14 protein-coding genes and 1 pseudogene are annotated in these 22,631 nt (G+C 27.6%); 13 read left to right on the plus strand and 2 right to left on the minus strand.

Translation table 4 applies throughout. The annotated features are described in order from the left end of the window. Positions 1–189: 189 nt before the first annotated feature. The 4 genes and pseudogenes from secA to AAHM97_RS00130 form a co-directional block, all read left to right on the plus strand. Positions 190–2,488 (plus strand): annotated as a pseudogene (gene secA / locus AAHM97_RS00115) (preprotein translocase subunit SecA); the annotation flags it as partial. An 897-nt stretch (positions 2,489–3,385) separates the two neighbouring features. Beyond that, positions 3,386–5,353 (plus strand): excinuclease ABC subunit UvrB, encoded by a 1,968-nt coding sequence (gene uvrB, locus AAHM97_RS00120; protein ID WP_342268939.1) that lies wholly within the window; start codon positions 3,386–3,388, stop codon positions 5,351–5,353. Between the two features lie 8 nt (positions 5,354–5,361). After that, a complete protein-coding gene (uvrA, locus tag AAHM97_RS00125) occupies positions 5,362–8,190 on the plus strand; it encodes an excinuclease ABC subunit UvrA (protein ID WP_342268940.1) in 2,829 nt (942 codons plus the stop codon). 1 nt (position 8,191) lies between these two features. Next, the gene (locus tag AAHM97_RS00130; protein WP_342268941.1) at positions 8,192–9,286 is read left to right on the plus strand and encodes a Mur ligase family protein; all 1,095 of its coding nucleotides are present in this window, start codon (positions 8,192–8,194) and stop codon (positions 9,284–9,286) included. 210 nt (positions 9,287–9,496) lie between these two features. Here AAHM97_RS00130 and AAHM97_RS00135 read toward each other — a convergent pair whose 3' ends face one another. Next, positions 9,497–9,691: a hypothetical protein gene (locus tag AAHM97_RS00135; protein ID WP_342268942.1), complete on the minus strand. Its 195-nt coding sequence runs from the start codon at positions 9,689–9,691 to the stop codon at positions 9,497–9,499. A 411-nt stretch (positions 9,692–10,102) separates the two neighbouring features. On the opposite strand from AAHM97_RS00135, the gene AAHM97_RS00140 reads away from it, so the two are divergent. The 7 genes from AAHM97_RS00140 (at position 10,103) to AAHM97_RS00170 (ending at position 18,072) form a co-directional block, all read left to right on the plus strand. After that, entirely contained in the window at positions 10,103–12,298 is a 2,196-nt protein-coding gene (locus tag AAHM97_RS00140) for an MATE family efflux transporter (RefSeq protein WP_342268943.1), read from the plus strand. 73 nt (positions 12,299–12,371) lie between these two features. Next, a complete protein-coding gene (hprK, locus tag AAHM97_RS00145; RefSeq protein WP_342268944.1) occupies positions 12,372–13,304 on the plus strand; it encodes an HPr(Ser) kinase/phosphatase in 933 nt (310 codons plus the stop codon). Positions 13,305–13,315: 11 nt separating this feature from the next. Then, the gene (locus AAHM97_RS00150) at positions 13,316–14,659 is read left to right on the plus strand and encodes a prolipoprotein diacylglyceryl transferase (protein ID WP_342268945.1); all 1,344 of its coding nucleotides are present in this window, start codon (positions 13,316–13,318) and stop codon (positions 14,657–14,659) included. Beyond that, a complete protein-coding gene (locus AAHM97_RS00155; RefSeq protein ID WP_342268946.1) occupies positions 14,643–15,578 on the plus strand; it encodes an NAD(P)/FAD-dependent oxidoreductase in 936 nt (311 codons plus the stop codon). Before AAHM97_RS00150 ends, AAHM97_RS00155 begins: the two co-directional genes overlap by 17 nt. Before the next feature lie 38 nt (positions 15,579–15,616). Next, a complete protein-coding gene (locus AAHM97_RS00160) occupies positions 15,617–16,912 on the plus strand; it encodes a prolipoprotein diacylglyceryl transferase (RefSeq protein WP_342268947.1) in 1,296 nt (431 codons plus the stop codon). A gap of 1 nt (position 16,913) precedes the next feature. Then, the gene (gene whiA / locus AAHM97_RS00165; RefSeq protein ID WP_342268948.1) at positions 16,914–17,855 is read left to right on the plus strand and encodes a DNA-binding protein WhiA; all 942 of its coding nucleotides are present in this window, start codon (positions 16,914–16,916) and stop codon (positions 17,853–17,855) included. Then, a complete protein-coding gene (locus tag AAHM97_RS00170) occupies positions 17,845–18,072 on the plus strand; it encodes a helix-turn-helix transcriptional regulator (RefSeq protein ID WP_342268949.1) in 228 nt (75 codons plus the stop codon). The genes whiA and AAHM97_RS00170 overlap by 11 nt, the downstream gene beginning before the upstream one ends. Here the strand turns inward: AAHM97_RS00170 and AAHM97_RS00175 are convergent. After that, a complete protein-coding gene (locus AAHM97_RS00175; protein WP_342268950.1) occupies positions 18,059–18,478 on the minus strand; it encodes a rhodanese-like domain-containing protein in 420 nt (139 codons plus the stop codon). The two genes, AAHM97_RS00170 and AAHM97_RS00175, sit on opposite strands and share 14 nt — an antisense overlap. Before the next feature lie 1,772 nt (positions 18,479–20,250). Between AAHM97_RS00175 and secG the strand changes: the two genes are divergently transcribed. Together secG and rnr are read left to right on the plus strand one after the other, a co-directional pair. Further along, entirely contained in the window at positions 20,251–20,532 is a 282-nt protein-coding gene (gene secG / locus AAHM97_RS00180) for a preprotein translocase subunit SecG (RefSeq protein WP_342268951.1), read from the plus strand. Positions 20,533–20,536: 4 nt separating this feature from the next. Then, positions 20,537–22,630: a ribonuclease R gene (gene rnr / locus AAHM97_RS00185; RefSeq protein ID WP_342268952.1), complete on the plus strand. Its 2,094-nt coding sequence runs from the start codon at positions 20,537–20,539 to the stop codon at positions 22,628–22,630. The last annotated feature ends 1 nt before the right edge of the window (position 22,631 follow it).

A 22,631-nucleotide genomic window follows, 5' to 3' on the forward strand; every position in this document is an offset into this window, starting at 1 on the left:
TAAAATTTTTATACCTTAATCACCCTTGACTTAGAAAAAAATATGTTGCATATCCATATCATAAGATTAAACACAAAATGATTAAAATATTTTATATCAATTTTCATTTAATTAAAAAAAATATAGAACGAACTGTCTTAATGGTGTATAATAAATACATTGATTATTTTAATGATAGAGGTAAAATAAATGGCAAAAGACAAGGCAATTATTAGAAGACACAGTAAAACGGCAGATCGAATAATAGAATTAGATAAATTTTATTCTCAATTTTCAGATGAAGAATTAAAGTCAAAAACTGTAGAGTTTAGAGAATTGATAAATAATGGCGCTGAGATAGAAGATATTATTATTGATGCTTATGCAGTTGCAAGAGAGGCGGCTTTTAGAATATTAAAACTTAAGGCATACAAGGTTCAATTGGTGGGAGCATTAATATTGAATAGTGGTGATATAGTTGAAATGAAAACTGGTGAAGGTAAGACTCTAACTGGTCTTTTGGCAGCATATGTAAATGCACTTTCAGGAAAAGGTGTTCATATTGTTACAGTTAACGAATATCTTTCTCAACGTGATTGTGAATTAAATGGGCAAGTTCTTACTTATCTAGGTTTATCTGTCGGTCTCGTAAGGAGAGATATGGGTAGATCCCAAAAAAAAGAAGCTTACAATGCGGATGTAACCTATGTAACAAACTCTGAAATTGGTTTTGATTATTTAAGAGATAATATGGTAAATTCTCTAAGTGATAAAACACAACGAGGTTTTAATTATGGAATAATTGATGAGGCAGACTCTGTTCTTATTGATGAGGCAAGAACACCATTAATAATATCTGGCGGTAAACAAAATAGGTCAAATTTATACAAAATGGCTGACGAATTTGCTAAAACTTTGATCAAAGAAATTGATGTGGACTTTGATTTAGAGACTAAACAGGTTTTTTTAGCTGATAACGGTATAAAAAAAGCACACACATACTTTAATATGAAAGAACTTTTTGATGTAAAGAATACTGAAATATATCACTTAATAATGAATGCTTTAAAAGCAAACTTTGTTTTTAAAAAGGAAGTTGAATATACTGTTCAAGGGACTGAAATTGTTTTGATTGACCAATTCACAGGAAGAATAATGACAGGTCGTTCTTATTCAGATGGATTACACCAAGCTCTACAGGCTAAAGAGGATGTGCCAGTTGAAGATGAAACTGTGACGCTGGCAACCATAACATATCAAAATTTTTATAGACTATATTCTAAACTTTCTGGAATGACCGGAACAGCAAAAACCGATGAGGAAGAATTTCTTAAAATATACAACACTAGAGTTGTTGTATGTCCAACAAATAAACCAATTATTCGAAAAGATTATCCTGATTATTGTTTTTATTCCAAAGATGCTAAACTTAAAAAATTGGTAATAGATATTAAAAAAATAAATGAAAAAGGAAGACCAATATTAATAGGAACAACATCTGTTGAATCTTCAGAACAAATTTCTAGATATCTTGATAAAGCAAAATTAAAATATGAAATGATAAATGCAAAAAATCACGGACGTGAGGCAGAAATTATTGAAAAGGCAGGCCAAAAGTATGCTATTACGCTCGCAACAAACATGGCTGGTAGAGGAACAGATATTAAACTAACAGATGAAACAAGAGAATTAGGCGGTTTGATTGTTATTGGTGTTGAACGCAATGAATCTAGAAGAGTTGATAACCAATTGAGAGGAAGATCTGGTCGCCAAGGTGATGCGGGGTCATCTGTATTTTACATATCTATGGAAGATGAATTAATGGTTAGGTTTGCGGCCCCTAAGTTAAGAGCAATGTTTAGAAAATTGGGAGATGACTTTATTCAATCAAAATTATTTTCAAAATCGTTAACAAACGCTCAAAAAAAACTAGAGGGATTAAATTTTGACCAAAGAAAAAACGTATTGGATTATGACAATATACTTTCACAACATCGAGAAACTATTTATATTGAAAGAGATGAAATTTTAAAAATTGAAAATTTTATTGACCTATTAAGTAGATTTTCATATACAATAGCATATGAAAATCTTATTAGGTCAAGCGAGAATTTTAAAGGTGAGCTAACTCTAAACAAAGAAAAGTATGTTACGGATGTAAATAAAAACTTTTTATTGGATAATGATTTAAAATTATCAATAAAAGAAATTAATAATTATGATTTTTCACAAATAGCTGAAATAGTTCAATTAAAAATGATAACTCAGTTTGAGCGAATAAATGAAAATATAAGTGAAGCTGCTGCAGCACAAATACATAGAAGAACAGTTTTACAAGCACTAGATAAATTTTGAACCAAGCATATTAACCTATGTCAAAAATTAAGATCTGGAATTTATTTACAGCAATATGCACAAAACAATCCCTTAAATCAATATATTGAAGAATCATCTCATTTATTTAAAAAAATGAAAATTGATATTGCTGAAGAAGTTATAACAAAATTAATAAATAGTAAATTTACATCAACACAAGAATTAAGTGATATTTATGTTTCAGCTGAAAAAATAGAGCCGAATGTAATCGAATTGAAAGCAGAGGACATCCTTGAAGAAATTGGCATTAATAAAAATGATTTCAATAGAGAAAATGTTTTAAAGAAATTTGAAGAATATAAAACCAAGTTTGTAAATGATAAAAATAAACTTATTGAGGTCGAAGCGAAAGAAAAAGCTATGATTCAGTTAATGGATAAACTTGATAAAGAAGTTATTGAACAGAATGAGTCCATTAGAAAAGCTGTTGGAATTAAACAAGATAAATTTAATGAATTATTATCATATTTTAATATTAAGCCTGAGCAGTTTTCTAGAGAAATTTCAACTGAATTGATTAATAAAAAAATTGAGGAAGTTAATAAAAAAGGTATTAAAAAAGAAATTTCAAAAGTTCTTAAATATTCTAAAGAAATATTTGAAATTATGGATAAACTCGATAAATTGCTGAGAGACAAGAAAAGTAATGTAAATTTAGAATTAACACAAGAAGATATCAACACTCTTAAAAATAAATATGGACTTGCGGACGTTAAAACAATACATGTCGAAGAATTAAGAAAAGTACATTTAAAACATTTGGAAGGTGTTACCAATCAAAAAACAATTGACAATATTAATATGGAATTTTCAATACTCGCAGGAATACTTTGTAAAGATATTAAAAAAGAAATTGAAATGTTGAATAAGAAAAATAAAACTAACAAAGTTGTTATGATTGATAAAGATGGAAAAGTTACAAAATCTATTAAAGTTAATGATGATGGTTCGTTAGCAAGTGATGAAATGGAAGATACTGAACAAATTGAAACTAGGGTTAAAATTGGTTAAGTATTAGGGGTATTATGCTATGGTTGATAGTAAATTTAAAATGATATCAAAGCACCAACCTGCAGGCGATCAGCCAAAGGCTATTGAAAAACTATATAAAGGTATACTTGATAATAAAAAACATCAAGTACTTTTAGGTGCAACGGGAACGGGAAAAACATTTACAATAGCAAATATTATAAAAAAATATAATAAACAAGCTTTAATATTGTCACCCAATAAAACACTAGCTATGCAGCTTTATTTGGAATTGAAAAATTTATTTCCAAGTAATAAAGTTGAATACTTTGTAAGCAATTTTGATTTTTATCAGCCAGAAGCATTTATAGCTGCTAAGGATTTATATATAGGAAAAGATGCTAAAAGAAATAATGACCTTGAAATGATGCGTTTGAGTACACTCAATTCATTAACAACAAGAAAAGATACAATTGTAGTTTCGTCAGTTGCAGGGATTTATGCACTAGAAAATCCAGATGATTACTCTCGTATTAATTATGAAATTAATCTTAATAAAAAAATTGATTTAAAAGAGATATTAAGATTTCTAATTACAACAGGCTATACTTCAACGGAAGAACCATATCCCGGATCATTTATTAGAAGAGGAGAAGTGTTAAATATATACCCCGGTCACTCAGATAGATATTACTACAGAATAACTTTTTTTGGAGATTTAGTTGAAGATATTTCGATTATGCAACCACTTAATAATAATATTAAGGAAAAGATTAATAAGTTAATATTGTTCCCGGCATCAACATATGTAACAGACTATTCAAAGGTTAATATTGTTTGCGATAATATAGAAAAAGAACTCAAAGATAGAATTAATTTCTTCTTAGAAAACAACAAAATTATTGAAGCAGATAGAATTAAAAAAAGAACAAATTATGATATTGAATTATTAAGAGAATTTGGAATGTGTTCTGGAATAGAAAATTATTCATCACATTTAGAATTTAGAAAACCGGGTGAACCGCCGAGTTGTTTATTTGACTATTTTGAGGATGAATTCTTAACAATAATAGACGAATCACATATTATGATTCCACAAATAAGAGGAATGTATAATACAACAATTTCTAGATTAAACTCTTTAATTGATTATGGATTTAGACTTCCCAGCGCAAGAGATAATAGACCATTATTTTTTAATGAATTTGAAAATAAGGTATCAAAAATTATTTACATGTCTGCAACACCGGGTGATTATGAATTAGAAAAAACAAACTCTGAATATGTTGAACAAATAATTAGACCAACTGGATTGCTTGACCCAGAAATTGAGATTCGAAGCACCGAAAATCAAATGGAAGATATAATAAATGAAATTCATAAAACTGTTAATAATAAAGAAAAAGTATTAATAACAGCATTAACAATTAAAATGGCTGAAGAAATTTCAGATTTTTTAGCACAAAGAGGTATAAAGGTTTCATATCTTCATTCAGAATTAAAAACAATAGAAAGAGCCGAGGTTATTTATAATTTAAGAAAAAATATTTTTGATGTGGTAGTGGGGATTAATCTTCTCAGAGAGGGACTAGATATTCCTGAGGTTTCACTGGTTTGTATATTAGATGCAGATAAGAATGGTTTTTTAAGAGATACAAGGAGTCTAATTCAAATTGTAGGTAGAGCAGCAAGAAATAGAAACGGTAGAGTTATATTTTATGCATATAATATAACGCAATCAATGAAGGGTGCTATTGACGAAACACAAAGAAGGCGAAATATTCAAATTGAATACAACAAAAAACACAACGTAATACCCCAAACAATTGACAAGGAAGTTACTAAAATATTTTCGAATGATAGACTAGAAGAGAAACTTAAAATACTTAGGGGTAAAAAGGTCAAGAAATTTATAAGAGATAAAGAAATTAAAGAACTTAGAATTGAAATGTTAAAAGCAAGCAATGAATTAGATTTTGAAAAGGCTGCTGAACTAAGAGATATTATAATTGAGTTAGAAAACCAATAGAGGTTAAAATGGAAAATAAAGAAATAAAAATTTATGGTGCTCGTGAACATAATTTAAAAAATATAAATGTGTCAATTCCTAAAAATTCACTGACTGTTATAACAGGACTATCTGGCAGTGGTAAATCATCATTAGCTTTTAATACTCTCTATGCTGAGGGGGAAAGAAGATATGTTGAATCACTTTCATCTTTTACAAGACAATTCTTTAAGACAAAAGAAAAGCCAGACGTAGATGACATTGAAGGACTTAGCCCTGCAATTGCGATTGATCAAAAGGGGCAATCTCACAATCCAAGATCAACAGTTGCAACAATTACTGAAATTCATGATTATTTGCGCGTGCTATTTGCAAATAAAGGCGTACCTTTTTGTATTAATGGTCATGGTCCAATCACAAAAGATAGTGTTAATGGTGTTATGGATTCTATATTTAAGGAATTGAAGGATAAGGAATCGTTTTATATAACAGGACCAATAGTCCGTAATTATGATAAAAATCTAGATAATATAATTGCAAACGTGAAAGAAGATGGGTATGTAAGAGTTTTAATTAATAATAAAGTTTTTTTATTGGATGATGAGATAAAATTTGAGAAGAATACTAAATATGATATAGATGTTTTAATATCCAGATATTCTTATGACGTAAGCATTGATATTTCGGAAGGCCTAACAATAGCTGTTGAAAGTGCACTTAAGTATACAAATGGTCTTGTAAGATTGATTAAGCCAGAACTAAATGAGTCAATTTTATATTCCACAAGAAACGCGTGTAAAGAATGTAATTTTGTTATCCCTGATATTGATGCAACATTATTTTCTTTTAATCAAAAAAAGGGTGCATGTAGCAGTTGTGCTGGTTTAGGTTACAGATTAGAGGCAGTTGAGGAACTATTGGTTCCAGATCAAAGTTTATCAATAAATGATGGTGCAATTGTATATTATAAAAATCGCATAGATGATACAAGTAGGGAATATCAAATTCTTAAGGCGCTATGCGAGTATTATAAAATTTCTATGAATTTGCCATATTCAAAGCTCTCGAAGAAAGATAAACAATATTTATTAAAAGGGAGTGATGAAAGAATAGCTGTTAATCTAAGATCGGTTAATAATATAGAAACAAATAAAAAGGACTATATAGAAGGAATAGCAACTCTAATAGAAAGAAGATACATTGAAACATCATCATCCGATGCGAGAAACTATTATTCTACATTTATGTTACAAAGGACTTGTAAAGAATGTAAAGGACAAAGACTCAATGATTTTGCACTTAGTGTAAAAGTTGCTAACAACAGTATTGCAGATATTGTTGCAATGTCTATTGAAAAATGTATTGAGTTTTTCATTAATCTTAACATTACAAAAAAGGAAGATAAGGTAAATAATTTAATTCTAAATAAGATAATTGATAAGTTAATTTTTATTCAACAAATTGGATTAGAGTATATAACTTTAGATAGACAAACATCAACATTATCAGGAGGAGAGTCACAAAGAATAAGGTTAGCAAGACAACTAGGTACAAAATTAACTGGTGTATTATATGTTTTAGACGAACCATCAATTGGTTTACATCAAAAGGATAATAAAAAATTGATTGAAACTTTAAAAAAACTTAGAGATTTTGGAAACACAGTAGTAGTAGTAGAACATGATATTGAAACTATAGAAGCGGCAGATTATGTAATTGATATAGGACCAAGTCCAGGACTTGCGGGTGGATATTTAGTGGCTTGCGGAACACCTGATGAAATAAAGCTAAATGATAAATCAATTACTGGGAAATATTTATCCGGAAAAAATAAAATTATGTTACCGACAATTAGAAAAAAATCTAACAGTGTTCTTAGAATTTTCGGAGCAAAGGAAAATAATTTAAAAAATATAGATATATCAATTCCAACAGATTCTCTTGTCTCAATAACGGGTGTATCGGGCGGTGGTAAATCAACATTACTTGAGGATATAATTTTCAAAGGCATAAACCAAATTAAGGGTTTCAAAACAACAAATGTTGGAAAATTTGAAAAGATATTAGGTAGTGAATTAATTGACAAAGTAATATTTGTTTCACAAGATCCAATTGGAAAAACCCCAAGATCTATTCCGGCCACATATGTTGGTGTTTTTGATGATATCCGCGAGTTGTATTCTATGGCACCTGAATCAAAAATAAGAGGATATACTAGAGGTAGATTTAGCTTTAACAAACCTGGTGGAAGGTGTGAGAATTGCTGGGGAGAAGGAGAAATTCGCGTAGATATGCAGTTCTTAGGTTCTGTTATTATAGATTGTGAAGTTTGCAATGGAAAAAGATATAATGAATTAACATTATCAATAAAATACAAAAATAAATCTATTTATGATGTATTAGAAATGACTTTTACAGAAGCTTTTGATTTTTTTAAAAATAGTCCAAAAATAAGTTCTAAATTAGAGACTGTAATAGAGGTGGGACTTGGATATTTAAAACTTGGTCAAAACGCAGCAACTTTATCCGGTGGAGAAGCACAAAGAATCAAATTATCAACATTCTTGCTTAAAAAAACTAAAGGAAAAAATTTATTTTTATTTGATGAGCCAACTACTGGACTACATATTGATGATGTTAATAGGCTTATAGGGGTACTAAACAAATTAATTGAAAACAGGAATGGTGTAGTTGTTATAGAACATAATTTAGATTTTATTAAGGTTTCTGATTTTATTATTGATATGGGTCTGGATGGTGGTGTTAAAGGTGGTTATATTGTGGCGACGGGCACACCCGAAGATGTTTCTAAAAATATTAATAGTTATACAGGTAAATTTTTAAAGGATTATTTATAGTATGATTTCAAATGAAATTGAAATAGTAAATTTTCAGAATAAACTTAGTAAAAATTTTTCTCTTTCAAAACTTTTATCCGAAATTGGAAATCCACAAAATAGCATACAAGTGATAAATATTGTTGGAACAAATGGAAAAGGTTCTGTTTCAAATGCATTACACCAATGTTTGCAAAAAATATATAAAAATGTGGGGTTATTTACATCTCCTTCATTCCTATACCATAATGAAAGATTTAAAATAAACAACAAATATATATCAGATTCAGAACTAAATTCAATTCTTAAGGAATATGATTACTTAATTCGTAAATATAATTTAACATTTTTTGAAATTTTTACACTTGTGACAATTATTTATTTTTGTGCACATAAAATAGATATTGCGATTATTGAAGCTGGGATTGGTGGTGTGTTAGATTCAACATCTGTATTTAAAAATCAAAAGTTAGTTGTTGTAACCTCAATCTCTTACGATCATCAAGAGATACTTGGTAAGCACATTCGTTCAATAATAAATCAAAAAATTAGTATAGCCAATAAAGGTGTTCCCATTTATATAAGTGCGGATAATTTAAAATATAGAAAATATATTCAAAAAAATTATGAACAAACTATATTTTGTGAAAATTCTAATACCGATTTGTTTTATAATAATGGTAATATTGGTTTAGTTAATAGAATTAGCAAAGATCTTAAAATTAGTATTAACCCTAATGAAATTAACAGACCAATTGGTAGATTTACATATATTCAGAGAAACCCAGATATTATCATAGACGGATGTCATAATATCGACGGAATAAAGAAAGCGATAAAATCTCTTCCGAATAAAAGTTTTAATTTCTTGTTTGCATCGTCAAAAAATAAAAATATTTCATACCTGAAATTTTTAAAAAAACATTGTGAAAATCTATATATATGTGAATTTGAGCATTTTAAAAGCTGAAAAATTCCAGATAAAATAAAAAAGAAAAGTGCTTTTATTTATGACTGAAAGAAATTTTTAAAAGAAAATAAAGATTGTAATTTGTTTATTTTTGGAAGTTTATATTTTATACCATATATATATAAATACTATAAAAAAAGTACATAGTTTAGAAGAGGAAATTAATGTGACACAACTTGGATACATATATAGTAACGTATTATTTTTAATGCTAATTATTATTATATTTTTAATTTGTTTATCAATGGATAATTGAACATTCAAAAAAATTAAAGTCAAGCAAATGTCATATATTTCTGTAATTTGTTCTGTTAGTGTGTTGTTAACAAATTGTATTAGCTATTCTTTTTCACTATCTTATATTCACTTTTCATTGGCTCTAGGTCAGTGATTATTATTTTCATGTGGCTTGGTTTTTGGCCCATTATGTGGGTTTATATGTGCTATATGTACCGAAATTGTTGGAGACATCATTAATGTTGGTGGTGTATTTCACTTAGGTTTTCTTTTTTCGTCGGTATTGTGTGCATTTTTTGGAAGTATAGTGTTCAAATTTGCAAATAAAAAAAGATATTTTTGGATAGGTATTAGCTATACTATTTATTATATATTTAAGGCTTTCCTGATCAACCCAGTTTGTTATTATTATATAGGTTTTTATAATGGGGTCTTTATAAATCTAATTATAACTTTGATAAGAACCCCATTTTTAATTTTTTTATATTTATCCCTTATATATGCTACATACCCAGTATTTATTAAGATTATATATAATAAACCCAATCTACCCCCTACTAAAAAAGATAAACAAACCAAAGAAATTTTATAATATTTATTTTTTTATTCCGATTTTTTAATATGTATTTTAATTTTGTGCTATAATAAAAAACAACTTGGATATAACAACGGAAATGCGAGTGTAATAAATTAATTTTATTTAATTGATTAAATCGAGTATTAGAAATGAGAAAAGCGATGGATACAAAAAGAAATTCTAATATAGAATTTGAAAGCAAAGAAAAATTATTTACTAAAAGAGAATGAATACTAAGATATTCATCTCCTTTTAAATCTATGATGTTTATGGCTGGACCAATGATCATTATAACAATGGTTAATGCAACTTACGGAATAATAGACAAACAGTTAACACTTAATTATGCTATTGGTGATGTGAAGGCATTAATGGCTGAGAATCCAAAATTTTATATTGATGGTGTTTTGGCTAATAAAACAATAGTTAACGGAAATTCATCGGAGGAGCTTATAAGGTTATTTGCAAAGCAATTAATAAATGTCTCCACCCAATATTCTAATACTATTATTTTTATGTTATCTGCATTGACTTTATTTACTTGTGTTGGTACATCTATTAAATGGGGACAAGCGATGGGTAGAAGAAATAAAAAAGAAATGGATTCAATTTTAATTAATGGTTTTATTCAAAACTTATTGTTAACTTTTATTGGTCTGCTTTTACTACATTTCTTTGCACCGTTGATTCTAACATCACAAACAAATATTAGTTATGCTAGTAGAGAACACACAATTCAATTTATATTGGCAAATGACTACACAGAAAAATTTATATACGGTCTTCCGCTCTTTGCAACAGCAACATTTCTTTCTACAATGTTGAGAACTGAAGGAAAAGTTTGGTGAATTATAGTTATTAATATAGTGTCAATTGTGTTAAATATTTGTTTCGGAATAGCTATAATGCAGCTCCTACCTGTGGGAAGTAAAATGGCAGGAGCTGTTTATGGTTCTATGGTTGCTTGAAGTTTTGTCATTGTTTCAAGTTTATGTGTGATAAAATTTTCTAAAAATACCTTACTAAAACCCAGTTTTAAGGGAATAACAATTAAATTTAAAGATGCATTATCAATATGATCACTAGGATTATCATCATTTGTATCTAATTTCATATTTGCATTTTCAAATTTTCTATTAACTTTATTAGTAACAACAATGCACACAAACCAGGCTTCAATTAATGAAGTTGTTATGATTAGAGCACACATTGCAGGATCTACAACTCCATCTATAGCCTATTTAACCCCCGCACTAAGGGTGTTGTCTGCTGGAGCTCCATGGACACAGGTTTTGTGAGCACCAATGATAGGAATGATGCAAGGGTGTAATGTTAACCACGCATATAATCGAGGAGCAAACAAAAGGTACAGGATGGTTGAGATTTTCAAACTTCAATTTGCATTATGTATAATATGAGGTGTTATGGTTGAGATTTTCTTATTATCAATAGGTGGGAAAATGCTCGCGGCTTTTGATGGTCCATCAAATAAAGGAATGTGATTGTTTTACTATATGTCGTGTTTCCCACTGATTGGAATAACTCTATCATCACTATCAATATTTCAAGGTGCCGGTAACCCAAAACTAGCAACAACACTTTCAATATTTAGATCATTAGTTTCTACACTTGGATTTGCAATAATAGGATGAGCAATAGCTAAATCTATTCCAAACTATGACGGTGAACAAGATAAATGGTTATTTATTATGTATGGTTTTGCTGAAATACCTGCCGCGATTACATCACTTATATTAGCAAATATTTTATGTAAGTCAGTTTTAAAAAGAAACCTTATGTACAACGAAAAGGATTCTTTCTCACCACCTTCTTATCTTAAAATGCTTTGTAGTGAAGCGGAAATTTCTAAAATAACAGATATAAATAGATTGAATCGCGAATTGGAACACATAATAAAAAAATTAGAGTCAAATAATTTTGGACCAGATAAGATTGAAAATATTAAGAAAAAGTATGAATTGAAAATAAACAATAGAGAGAAAAAAGCGGAAAATAAAGAGGCCATAATAAAAAATAAATACAAGTTGTATGATACTCCAGTTTCAATAGACCAATTGGAAAACAAAATAAGTTATTATGATAGAGTATATCTTAATAAGATTGATCGTGTACAGTATTCAGATAAAACTAATAAGCAACAAATTATAGATAAATTGGTTTTTAAAAAAGAATCTAAAATTGAGGCAGCAAGAAGAAAGCAAGAAAAAATGAATAACAAAATTATTAAATTTAGAAGTAGTGGAAAAAAAATTACACCACTAAAAGTAATATTTTTAGGTTCCGAACCACAACCTAGAGAAATTATTAATATAGACCAGGATTAAAATAAGATATAATATTTATCAAATAATTAGATTTAATAAATTAAATTGATATATAATTAAAATGGTGATGTAAGTGAAAGATATTTTAACAGTTAAAAATATAAAAAATAATTTTAATTTGGATGTCTTGGTCAATGAAAAAAATCTTGATCGCCAAATTTTTACGTATGGAATCAATAGAGCCGGTTTAGAATTAACGGGCTACTTTTACGCTAACGCTAGCTCAAAATCTAAAAGATTAATAGTTATATCTACAAAAGAATATGGCTATATGAACCAATTTAATGAAACTATAAGAATAGAGAAATATGAAAGCTTATTGAAATATGATATTCCATGCATTATTATAACCCCCAAGTTTAAAGATAAAATGCTCATTGAGGTAGCAAAAAAATTTAATGTACCAATATTAAGAACTAAAATAGAGTCAACAAGTGACTTTACTCAAATGCTTCTTGATTACATGGACGAATTTTTTACACAATCTTGTGAAGTACACGGCACATTAGTCAATGTTTATGGCAAGGGTGTTTTAATTATTGGAAAATCAGGGATCGGAAAGTCAGAAATATCTATGGAACTTGTTTCAAGAAACCACCTTTTTGTTGGTGATGATCGAATAATTTTAAACAGAAAATATGGTCAAATATATGGTAAATGTCATCCAATTTTACAGAATTTTGTTGAGATTAGAGGATTAGGAATCATGGATATCAAAGAGATCATGGGGCATAAAGTAATTTTAAATTCATCACCAATTGATATAGTCATTGAATTGGAGCACTTTAATTCGAAGGATTTTGATGACTATGAAAGACTTGGCTGTGATTTTGAGAAAAGGGAATTTATAGGCATAAATGTGCCATATATTAAAGTTCCTGTTTCTTCCGGTAGAAATACGTCACTTATAATTGAAAGTGCTGTGGGTAAACTGAAATTGATGCTTAAAGATGATTATGTTAGCCCAATCACAATTATAAATAAAAGAATATTTGAGATAGAATAATTTGGTTTTGTATGACTATTAGTTTATTTACTATTGATTATTCCGAAGACCTATATTTCATGTATCCCATTTGTGCATTATTAGGAGTTTTAGCTGCAATAATTGCCTCTGCAATAAAATTTAAAATAAGAGGAATGGTTATTTATGACCTTATACATTCACTTTATTTTATAATTCCTTCAGGTATTTTAGGAGCCAGTTTTTTTGGTAAAATAGGCGTATCACAAGAAACGGATTGAAAATTATGAGAATATTTTTTCTTTTGAAATCCTGGAATGAGTTTTTTTGGTAGTCTATTTTTTGGAACCATTGCTGCAATTATATTTTTTTATCATAGGGGTAAACGAAGATTCATATCTATATTTGTGTATGCTGATTGTATTGCTCCAAATATTTTGCTTGGCCAAGCAATAGGTAGGTGAGGAAATCTTTTTAATCATGAGATACTTGGGAGACCTATAAACAAGAATGAAATAAATTGATTACCCGGTTGAATATGACATAGATTATTTTATTTTATTAACCCAGAAAATGGTGATAAGTACACTAAGATTGTTTATCGTGAACCATTATTTTTATATGAATCTATAGCAACCATATCATTGTGAATATTATTAACATTTATAGTACCTAATATAGGAAGATTATTTTCAAAAAAACCGTGAAATATAGACCCAATAAATTTTCCCTGCAGGTTTAACAAGAAATATAAATCATTGCCAAGGTCTAAAATTCCAGCCTATAGCCTACAAAATCCAATTTCCTATAAGACACTTAAAAAGAATGGTGAATTAAAACTATCGGTCTGAAGTGTATGAAATAAAGCTTATTATTATTATGAACCTGATAAAAATGAAGTACAAAAGGCGATGATTGATAATGACAATATTGATAACAAGCTCCTTAAAGACATAAATAATTATCATAGACTTAAAGCGGATTTAAAAATGATAAATAATAAAAAGGTAATAAAAATAAATGATAATAAGGCGCTCGGTGAAAGTAGAAAACAAATCATCACTAATGTAAAAGATTTAAGAAAGAAAATAAGAAGAATAAATTATTGAAGATCAATTAGCTCAAAAAAGTTGACTTCCTTACATAATCCCCATAACTATCTCATAGTTAGAAGTGGGCTTGTAAGTTGTTTATATTTATCATTTTACTCTTTTATTAGAATGTTACTTGAATATAGGAGAGATAGATATGAAATGTTTATAAAATGAAATATTGGAGCAAATTATACATTTTTTATATTATTTTTTATATTAGGAATTTCATTGGCTTTTATATGTCAATGCTGATTACCAAATAAATTTAGAAAGGTGAATTGATTTTATGAAAAATCATATTAATAGTACAATATATGATGCCATAATAGTTGGTGGTGGTCCAGCGGGCACTAGTGCAAGTCTATACCTTAAAAGGGCAGGATTAAAAATTTTAATAATTGAGAAGCAAGCACTAGGTGGTAAGGTTAATTTTACGGATAGTGTTGAAAACTATCTTTTAGGAAAGTCTGTGCGTGGTATGGAACTTGGAGACATGATAAAAAGTCAAATAACAGAATTAAATATTGAATGTAAATTTTCAACTGTAGTAAGTCTCAAAAAGAATGAAAATCTATTTACTATAGGATTAAATGATAATGAATTAATTAATTCGAGAAGTGTAATTATTGCTACCGGAACAAAAGAAAGACTTCTTAATGTTGAGAATTCAGACCGATATCAGTACAGGGGAATAACATATTGCGCTATATGTGATGGCCCAAGTTTTAAGAATAAAACAATGGCTGTAATTGGTGGTGGTGATGCTGCAATAGAGGAAAGTTTATTTTTGTCAAAAATTGCAAAGAAATTGTATTTAATTCATAGAAGACAGATATTTAGAGCCAATTTTAATTCCGTTGAATGTTTAAAAAAGCAAGAAAATGTAGAATTTATTTTAGATAGTGTTGTAGATAGAGTGGACGGTGATAAAAAAATAGAATCAATTACAATTAGGAATCTTGTAAACAAAAAATATAATAAGATTGATGTTGATGTTGTATTTCCCTATATTGGTCAAATACCTTCATCATGCCTATTGAAAAATTTAGGTGTTTTAAACGATTCTGGTTTTGTAATAATAGACGAAAATTTTCAGACAAAAATCAAAGGTTTATATGCAATAGGAGATGTTGTTAACAAAAAAATAAGACAGATAGCAACCGCTGTTAATGATGGCTGTGTTTGTGCGCTTAATGCTATTAAATATCTTCAAAATTTTTAAAATATATGATATAATAATTATATTTAGTGGAGGATAAAATGCTAACAAATGTTTGGGAAATGGAATGATTCAACCACGATGAAAACAAAAGTTGAACAATTAACGGTGATTATGGATTCATACATATGTATGCTTTATTTATGACCCTTGGCGTTACGATCGCTATCGCAGTTTCAGCTATAAAGTTATGAAGAAAGCAAGTTCCATTAACAGGTCTATATATTGGAGCGATACCTATTGTAATTGTTTCATTATTTGGGGCAAGTTATTTTGGCAAAATGCCTGTTGGTGTTTCATTTTGGAATTGTTTTAAATTTTGGCAAGGAGGGATGTCCATACACGGTGGTGTATTATTTGGTGGACTATCTGGAATTGTTATTTTTTACATAATTGGTAGATATACTGGTGTTTCTGTTTTGGTATATATGGATGCCATAATTCCAAATATTTTACTAGGCCAAGCAATTGGTAGATGAGGTAATTTTTTTAATCATGAATTAGTTGGGCAACCATTATGCTTAGCCGGGCAACACAATACATTTAGTTGATTGCCTAACTTTATATTAAATAATACCCAATTTCAATATTTTGGTCCTGATAATTTAAATTATAAGGGATTAATTTTGGTAAGTGGTCAATCCTATCAAATGACACCAATATTTATTATCGAATCCTTTTTTCTAACAATATCATGAATTTTAATTACATTTATTGTACCGGGAATTGGAAGATGAATCTCGAAAAAACCATGAAATATAGACCAAAAGAGTTTTGCAATTGATTGAAGAAATTCATTCAGAAAACCGTTTTCTCGAGAAAAAACCGAAATAGGTTATTCATATTTTGAGGTATGAAATAGAGCGTTTTATTCAAATACAGATATTGAATCTGCAAAACAATACTGTATTGAGGTTAAGAATCTTAATAATGAATACTATGAAAAAATAAAAAATAAGGAGAAATGTTCATATTTAAGGTATAGAGCAAGATATGGTAAGTCTCTATTAAAAGCAAATAATCCAAATAAGTATCATATAACATATTGTGGAATAGAGGCTGGAGTTTATTTTTTTCTTTGAAATATTGTTAGATTATCTTTAGAATCAATAAGACCTGAGGACGTTTTATTTATAAGTTATAAACGCGATTTATCACTTGTTTTGGTAGCTTGTGCAAGTATTATTGGTGTTGCAATAATATTATTGAGTATATTTATTTTTCCATATTTATCTCGAAAAGAAGATTTTGTCTTTGAAAAAAAATATTTTCTTATTAGTGGAGAGGAAACAAAATTGTTAAGATTAAAAGACTTTAGAAGAAAATCAGAGGCTTAATATGTCATTTGCAAATGAGGTTAAGGAAGAAATATTATCTCATGAATATACAAAAGAACAATTTATCTTATTTATGCACGGGATATATGTAAGTGGTATATCAACAACAAGCACCGAAGGAAGTTGCGCCACAATAGAGCTTAGATCATCATCTCCCCCTTTAATGAGAAAGATTATTAAGTTCTTTAAAAATGAATATAATTCTAAAACAAATTTATCAATCAGACAAAATTTAATAAAAAAAACAAAAGTTTTTATTGTAAAGATATATAACGTTGGTAAATTTTTGCAAGATTCTATGTCCACAAATTTTGACATAGAAAATACTTCCGATGTGAAAAGATGATTCGAAAGAAGCGATTTAATAAGAGCATATTTTTGTGGATTGTTTTTAGGGTGTGGGAGTGTTAACTCCCCCTCTACATCTAACTATCATTTGGAGTTAAAATATAATAAAAGGGAAATCGCGGAAAGAGATATTTTAATCATAAATACATTTGGATTTGGATTCAAAATATACTCAAGATCAACAAATAGAATAATAATTTATATAAAAAAATCTTTATTAGTATCTGACTTCTTAAAGTTTTTGGATGTGTCTAATTCAGTATTGAGGTTTGAACAAGTAAGAATACAAAGAGATTTTAAAAACTCACAAAACAGAATTATTAATATTGAAACAAGTAACCAACTTAAAGTATTAATAACAAGCAAAAAACAAATAGATGATATAGTTTTCCTGGTAAATAATAATCTTTTTAGTTCTCTTCCTAAAAATACTCAAATTTTATTATATGAAAGATTAAAAAATGATTCTGCAACATATGATGAATTAAAAGAAATTCTTAATAAAAAGGGTATAAAAATATCAAAACCAACAATCGGGGTAATTTTTGGAAAAATTAAAAAAATTGTAGAACTGGAGAAAAATAATGGAATTTAAAAGTAAACTAATAGAACTTATTGGCAAAAACATTCGTTATATTCGTGAAAATAAATTATTAACACAGACCGAATTATCTAAAAAAATAATGATTAATAAAAATTACATTTCTGATATTGAAAGAGGCCAAAGAAATGCAACTATATACACTTTGGAAAGATTAGCCAAAGGCTTAGGTGTTGAAGTCATAGACTTTTTTAACACTAAGATATCTTAATATTTGTTTGAATATAATCCCTTATAAGTGGATCACTCTCAAATTCACTGTTGTAATTGGTGTAAAGAATATAGACATTAATGCCTTTATTTTTTAGAAGCTTATAAATATTTAAATTACTTCTTATGTTACTATTGATAATAAGTATATTTTTTCTCCTATCAATTTTTTTATAAATCGCAAACTCTGTAGAAATCGGTGGAACATTAATGCTATTGACAATGTGGGAATCATTGAATGACATTTGATTTCTTATATCTATTAGTTGTCACTTCTTTTCATACTTATCATATCTCTGAAAAATTTTAATTAAAAAAAATAAATTCTTTGTTTTATATTTTTTTTTGAAGGAATTTTTTCTTAAGTAATTATTAACAATTAGTATAATCCTTGAAACTAATTTCATATAAACTCCTTCCTATTTATTTAATCATTTTTTTATTAAAAATACAATTCAAAGCAGCCACAATATTACTTATTTTAACAATATTACTTATTTTTGCAATGAATAAGCTTTGTAATATAAACGTATAAAATACTATATATTTTTTTGTTTATTTGAAAATAAGATCAATTAGAATTTATAAATAAAAAATAAACAAATATACTTACACAATTTAACAAAAGCATAAAGAAAGCCAAGTGTACTGGAGGATAAAACCTGCATTCTTTTACAAGGAGGAAAAGAATAAAAAAAGCGGTCTTAAAAAGGGAATAATATTTACACCAACAAGAAAAATATTTTTTTTCATGAAAAATATATTTACATAATAAAATACTTTACTATGATCCTGTAACCAAATTAAAGATTATTAAAATAGATAAAAAACATAAAATAATTTCTGACAAGGCCACTAATTTCATATTTGATTTTTTAATATAATAATATAAAAAAACAAAATTTTTTTTAATTAAAGAAGATATATATATAACATTAAAGCTAAAGAAATATTAAAGGTAAGTAACTAAAATAATGAAATATGAAAATAAAGTATTAAGGTCAGAAAATAAAAAACTTAAAATTCAAAATAATGTACTAAAAAGGTCGAGATCTCCCTGTGAAGACCTTTGATACAAGGAGAAAATGATGACTAAGTTATATAAACACACTTGTTTTGTAAAATATGTATATAAGGGACTTTAAAAAAATAAAATAGTTTAAAAAAATTAGATGCATTGAACATAAGTGATAGTAAGCACTATGCATTTAAAAATGTTTTAATTTATTTAAAATATTTAAATTCAATTATTGAAATTTTCTACCGTTAATACACAAATATATATCCAAATCCAATCTCGATGGATGGCAACAATATGATCGTTCATTTAACACTATGGAAGGGCTCTTACAATAAATAAGTTGATTAGAAGTATTTTTAATGTTAGGTTAGCCAAAAAATTGTTTACGATTATTAATTAAAATATTTGTCAAAATTTTGAGTAGCGGTTAATTTAACTAAGAAACTCAAACTCTCAAGCATTAAATCAAATTGTTAGAAATGATTTAATTTGAAATGATACATATATAACTTGTAATGTTAAAAGAATAAAATTGATAAAACTTGATTTAAAGATAATTTATAAATTAAAAGCAAAATAAGTTAGCATGGAAATTTGATATGTAGAAAAGTTGCTTCATATTCAATGGAAACATCTTAGAATATATAATTAGTTATCGAAATATTACATGACATATACAGTTGCCTCACATAAAATATTTTTTCTAAATGTATAGTTTAAATAATTACAGGTTCAAACAATCTATTGTATAATGTTTCAAAATATGTGAATCAGCAAATCATTTTATAGTAGTAATGCTAATTCTGGCTTTAAATATAATTCATCAACTGAAGATTTAAAAGGTTGAATAAAAAAATAATTCTGCCTATATTTGGAACCATTTTAACTCACTTTTAGATTTCACTCAGCATTCGAAAAATTTATTACAAACATATATTTATAAACAAAAAAAGAAAGTTACTTGCTAGGCTTCCTCTCATTGAGGTTGACTATGATGTTAATTATCAGTTATTTAAAAAGAAATTTTTTTTTATTTTGAAAATGAATTTACTTATCTATACTATATTTTTTTAAATTATTAACAAATAATTTAACATTATGTACAATTTATGTTATTTTGTGTGTATAATATTATTATTGAACTATAGGGAGATAGCTATGAATATGATATTATTAACAAGCACTTCAACAAATTATATGGTTTTAGTTTTTGAAATTATGACATTTATTGCTGCAATAATAATGATTATAATTGGTTTGCTACAAAATAAATCAACACAAACTGGGCTTAGTGCACTTAATGGTGGGAATGATGATTTATTTCAAAATTCTAAAGAAAGAGGATTTGATAAAACCTTATCAAACTGAATGTTTATATTCGGAATAATCTTGTTTGTTTTAGCGGTTATTTGTTCTGTTCTTAATAATGCCTTGGGATAGAATTATGCAGCATAAATTATTTAATTATATTAAAATGAATAAATCAATTAAATATGAAACACTTGAGGAAGTATTTAAAAATGATAAAAATTTTAATGATGAGTTAGAATTTTTAATTAATAACAATAAAATACATCAAAAAAAAGACGGAAGCTTTTATATTTTAGGAGAAAATGAAAAAATAGGCGTTATTAAAATTCATGAAAAGGGGTTTGGCTTTATACACCCAATAACTGATGAAAAAACAGATGATGATTTTTATGTATCAAAAATTGATCTTGCTAATTCTATATCGGCAGATGTTGTTAGTTTTGATATTTTATCAACAGGTGATCGAAGTTCTGCAAAAGTTCTTAAGATTATCGATAGACCAAAAAAATACTTAGTTGGATATATTGAACTTAATAACAATTTTTTAGATTTTGTTCCCAACGACCCCTTATATAAAAATTATTATACCAAAATAGACCACAAGAATAGTGTTAGTGTTAAGAAGGATGATATTGTCAAGGTAAATATTGTTAATGTAGAAAACAATAGGTTAATAGTAATTGTAACAGATGTTATAGGAAATAATAATAGAGCTATAGATAAAATAATTGCAATTGCATATGAACACGATATTGGCGTTGGATTTTCACAAGAAGCAATTGCAAACACTACTGAGGTTGTTAATAAATATAACAAGGATATATTGGAAAGAGAATCTAGAAAAAAAGAAAGCCTTTCTCATTTAGATTTTGTTACGATTGATGGCAGCGATTCTAAGGACTTGGATGATGCAATCTATGTTGAAAGAACTGAAAATGGTTATAAATTGATAGTTGCGATTGCAGATGTAAGTTATTTTGTAAGTGAAAATTCACACTTGGATAAAGAAGCGTTAAAAAAAGGAAATTCTACATATTTGGCCAATAAAGTTTTACCGATGTTACCAGAAATATTATCAAATGATTTATGCTCGTTAAATCCTAATACCGAAAAATTTAGCCTGGCATGTGTTATTAATTTCGACACTAACGGAAATGTCATAGCAAAAAAGGTTCTAAAGACAATTATTATTTCAAAAGCAAGATTGACATATAGTGAAGTGAATAATTTTTTTGAGTCTGGAAAATTTAAACACCCTTCTAATATAGCGGAAATGATTCTTTTATCACGGGAATTGCATCAGAAAATTGATAAACTCAAGTTTAACAAAGGAACTATTGAGTTTAATATTCCTGAGCTAAAGGTGATTTTAAATAATGATGGTAACGTAATTGATATTATTGCAAAAGAAAGTGGAGAAGCCGAAAAATTAATCGAAAATTTTATGGTTTCTGCTAATGAAGCTGTAGCAACACTTGTTTATGAAAAAAAATATCCTTTTATTTATAGAAATCATGATGTGCCAGATGAAATAAGCCTCTTAGAATGGTATAGTACGCTTACATTGCTGGGTGTAAATCCTAAAGTTGATAATCAAAATAAAGGGAATCCAAAATATATTGTTCAAGCATTACGGTCAATAGATAAAGATATTGTTGATAAAAAAGAAAAAGCGGTAATAAATATCTCATTATTAAAATATATGGGAAAAGCATTTTATGGGCCAAATAATATAGGTCATTTTGGGCTTGCAAGCAGTTGCTACACACATTTTACATCTCCGATAAGAAGATACTCTGATTTAATTGTCCATAGGTTACTTAAAAAGTATTTTATTGAAAAAAATAATGAGAAATATAGTGATATTTCTGTTGAAAATATTATAAAAAAACAATCAAATATAATAAATATTGCTGAAAGAAATTCTATTGACGCAGAAAGAGATGTTAATAAGGTCTGTGCAATAGAATATTTAGATAAGCATATTGGAGAAGAGTTTGATTCAATCATTTCATATGTTGCAAAATTCGGAGTTTTTGTTCAACTTGAAAATTTAATTGAAGGAATGATACACATAAGTAACCTTCAAGGGTACACATATGATGACACTACAAAATCATTTAATTGTCCTAACGCAAGGCAATTAAAAATTGGACAGAGAATAAAGGTAAAATTAATAAGTACTAATGTATTAAAAAAAATAATAGATTTTCAATTAGTTAAGTAGG

Origin of the sequence: Spiroplasma endosymbiont of Aspidapion aeneum, from assembly GCF_964031045.1 — a bacterium.
GTDB lineage: Bacteria > Bacillota_I > Bacilli_A > Mycoplasmatales > Mycoplasmataceae.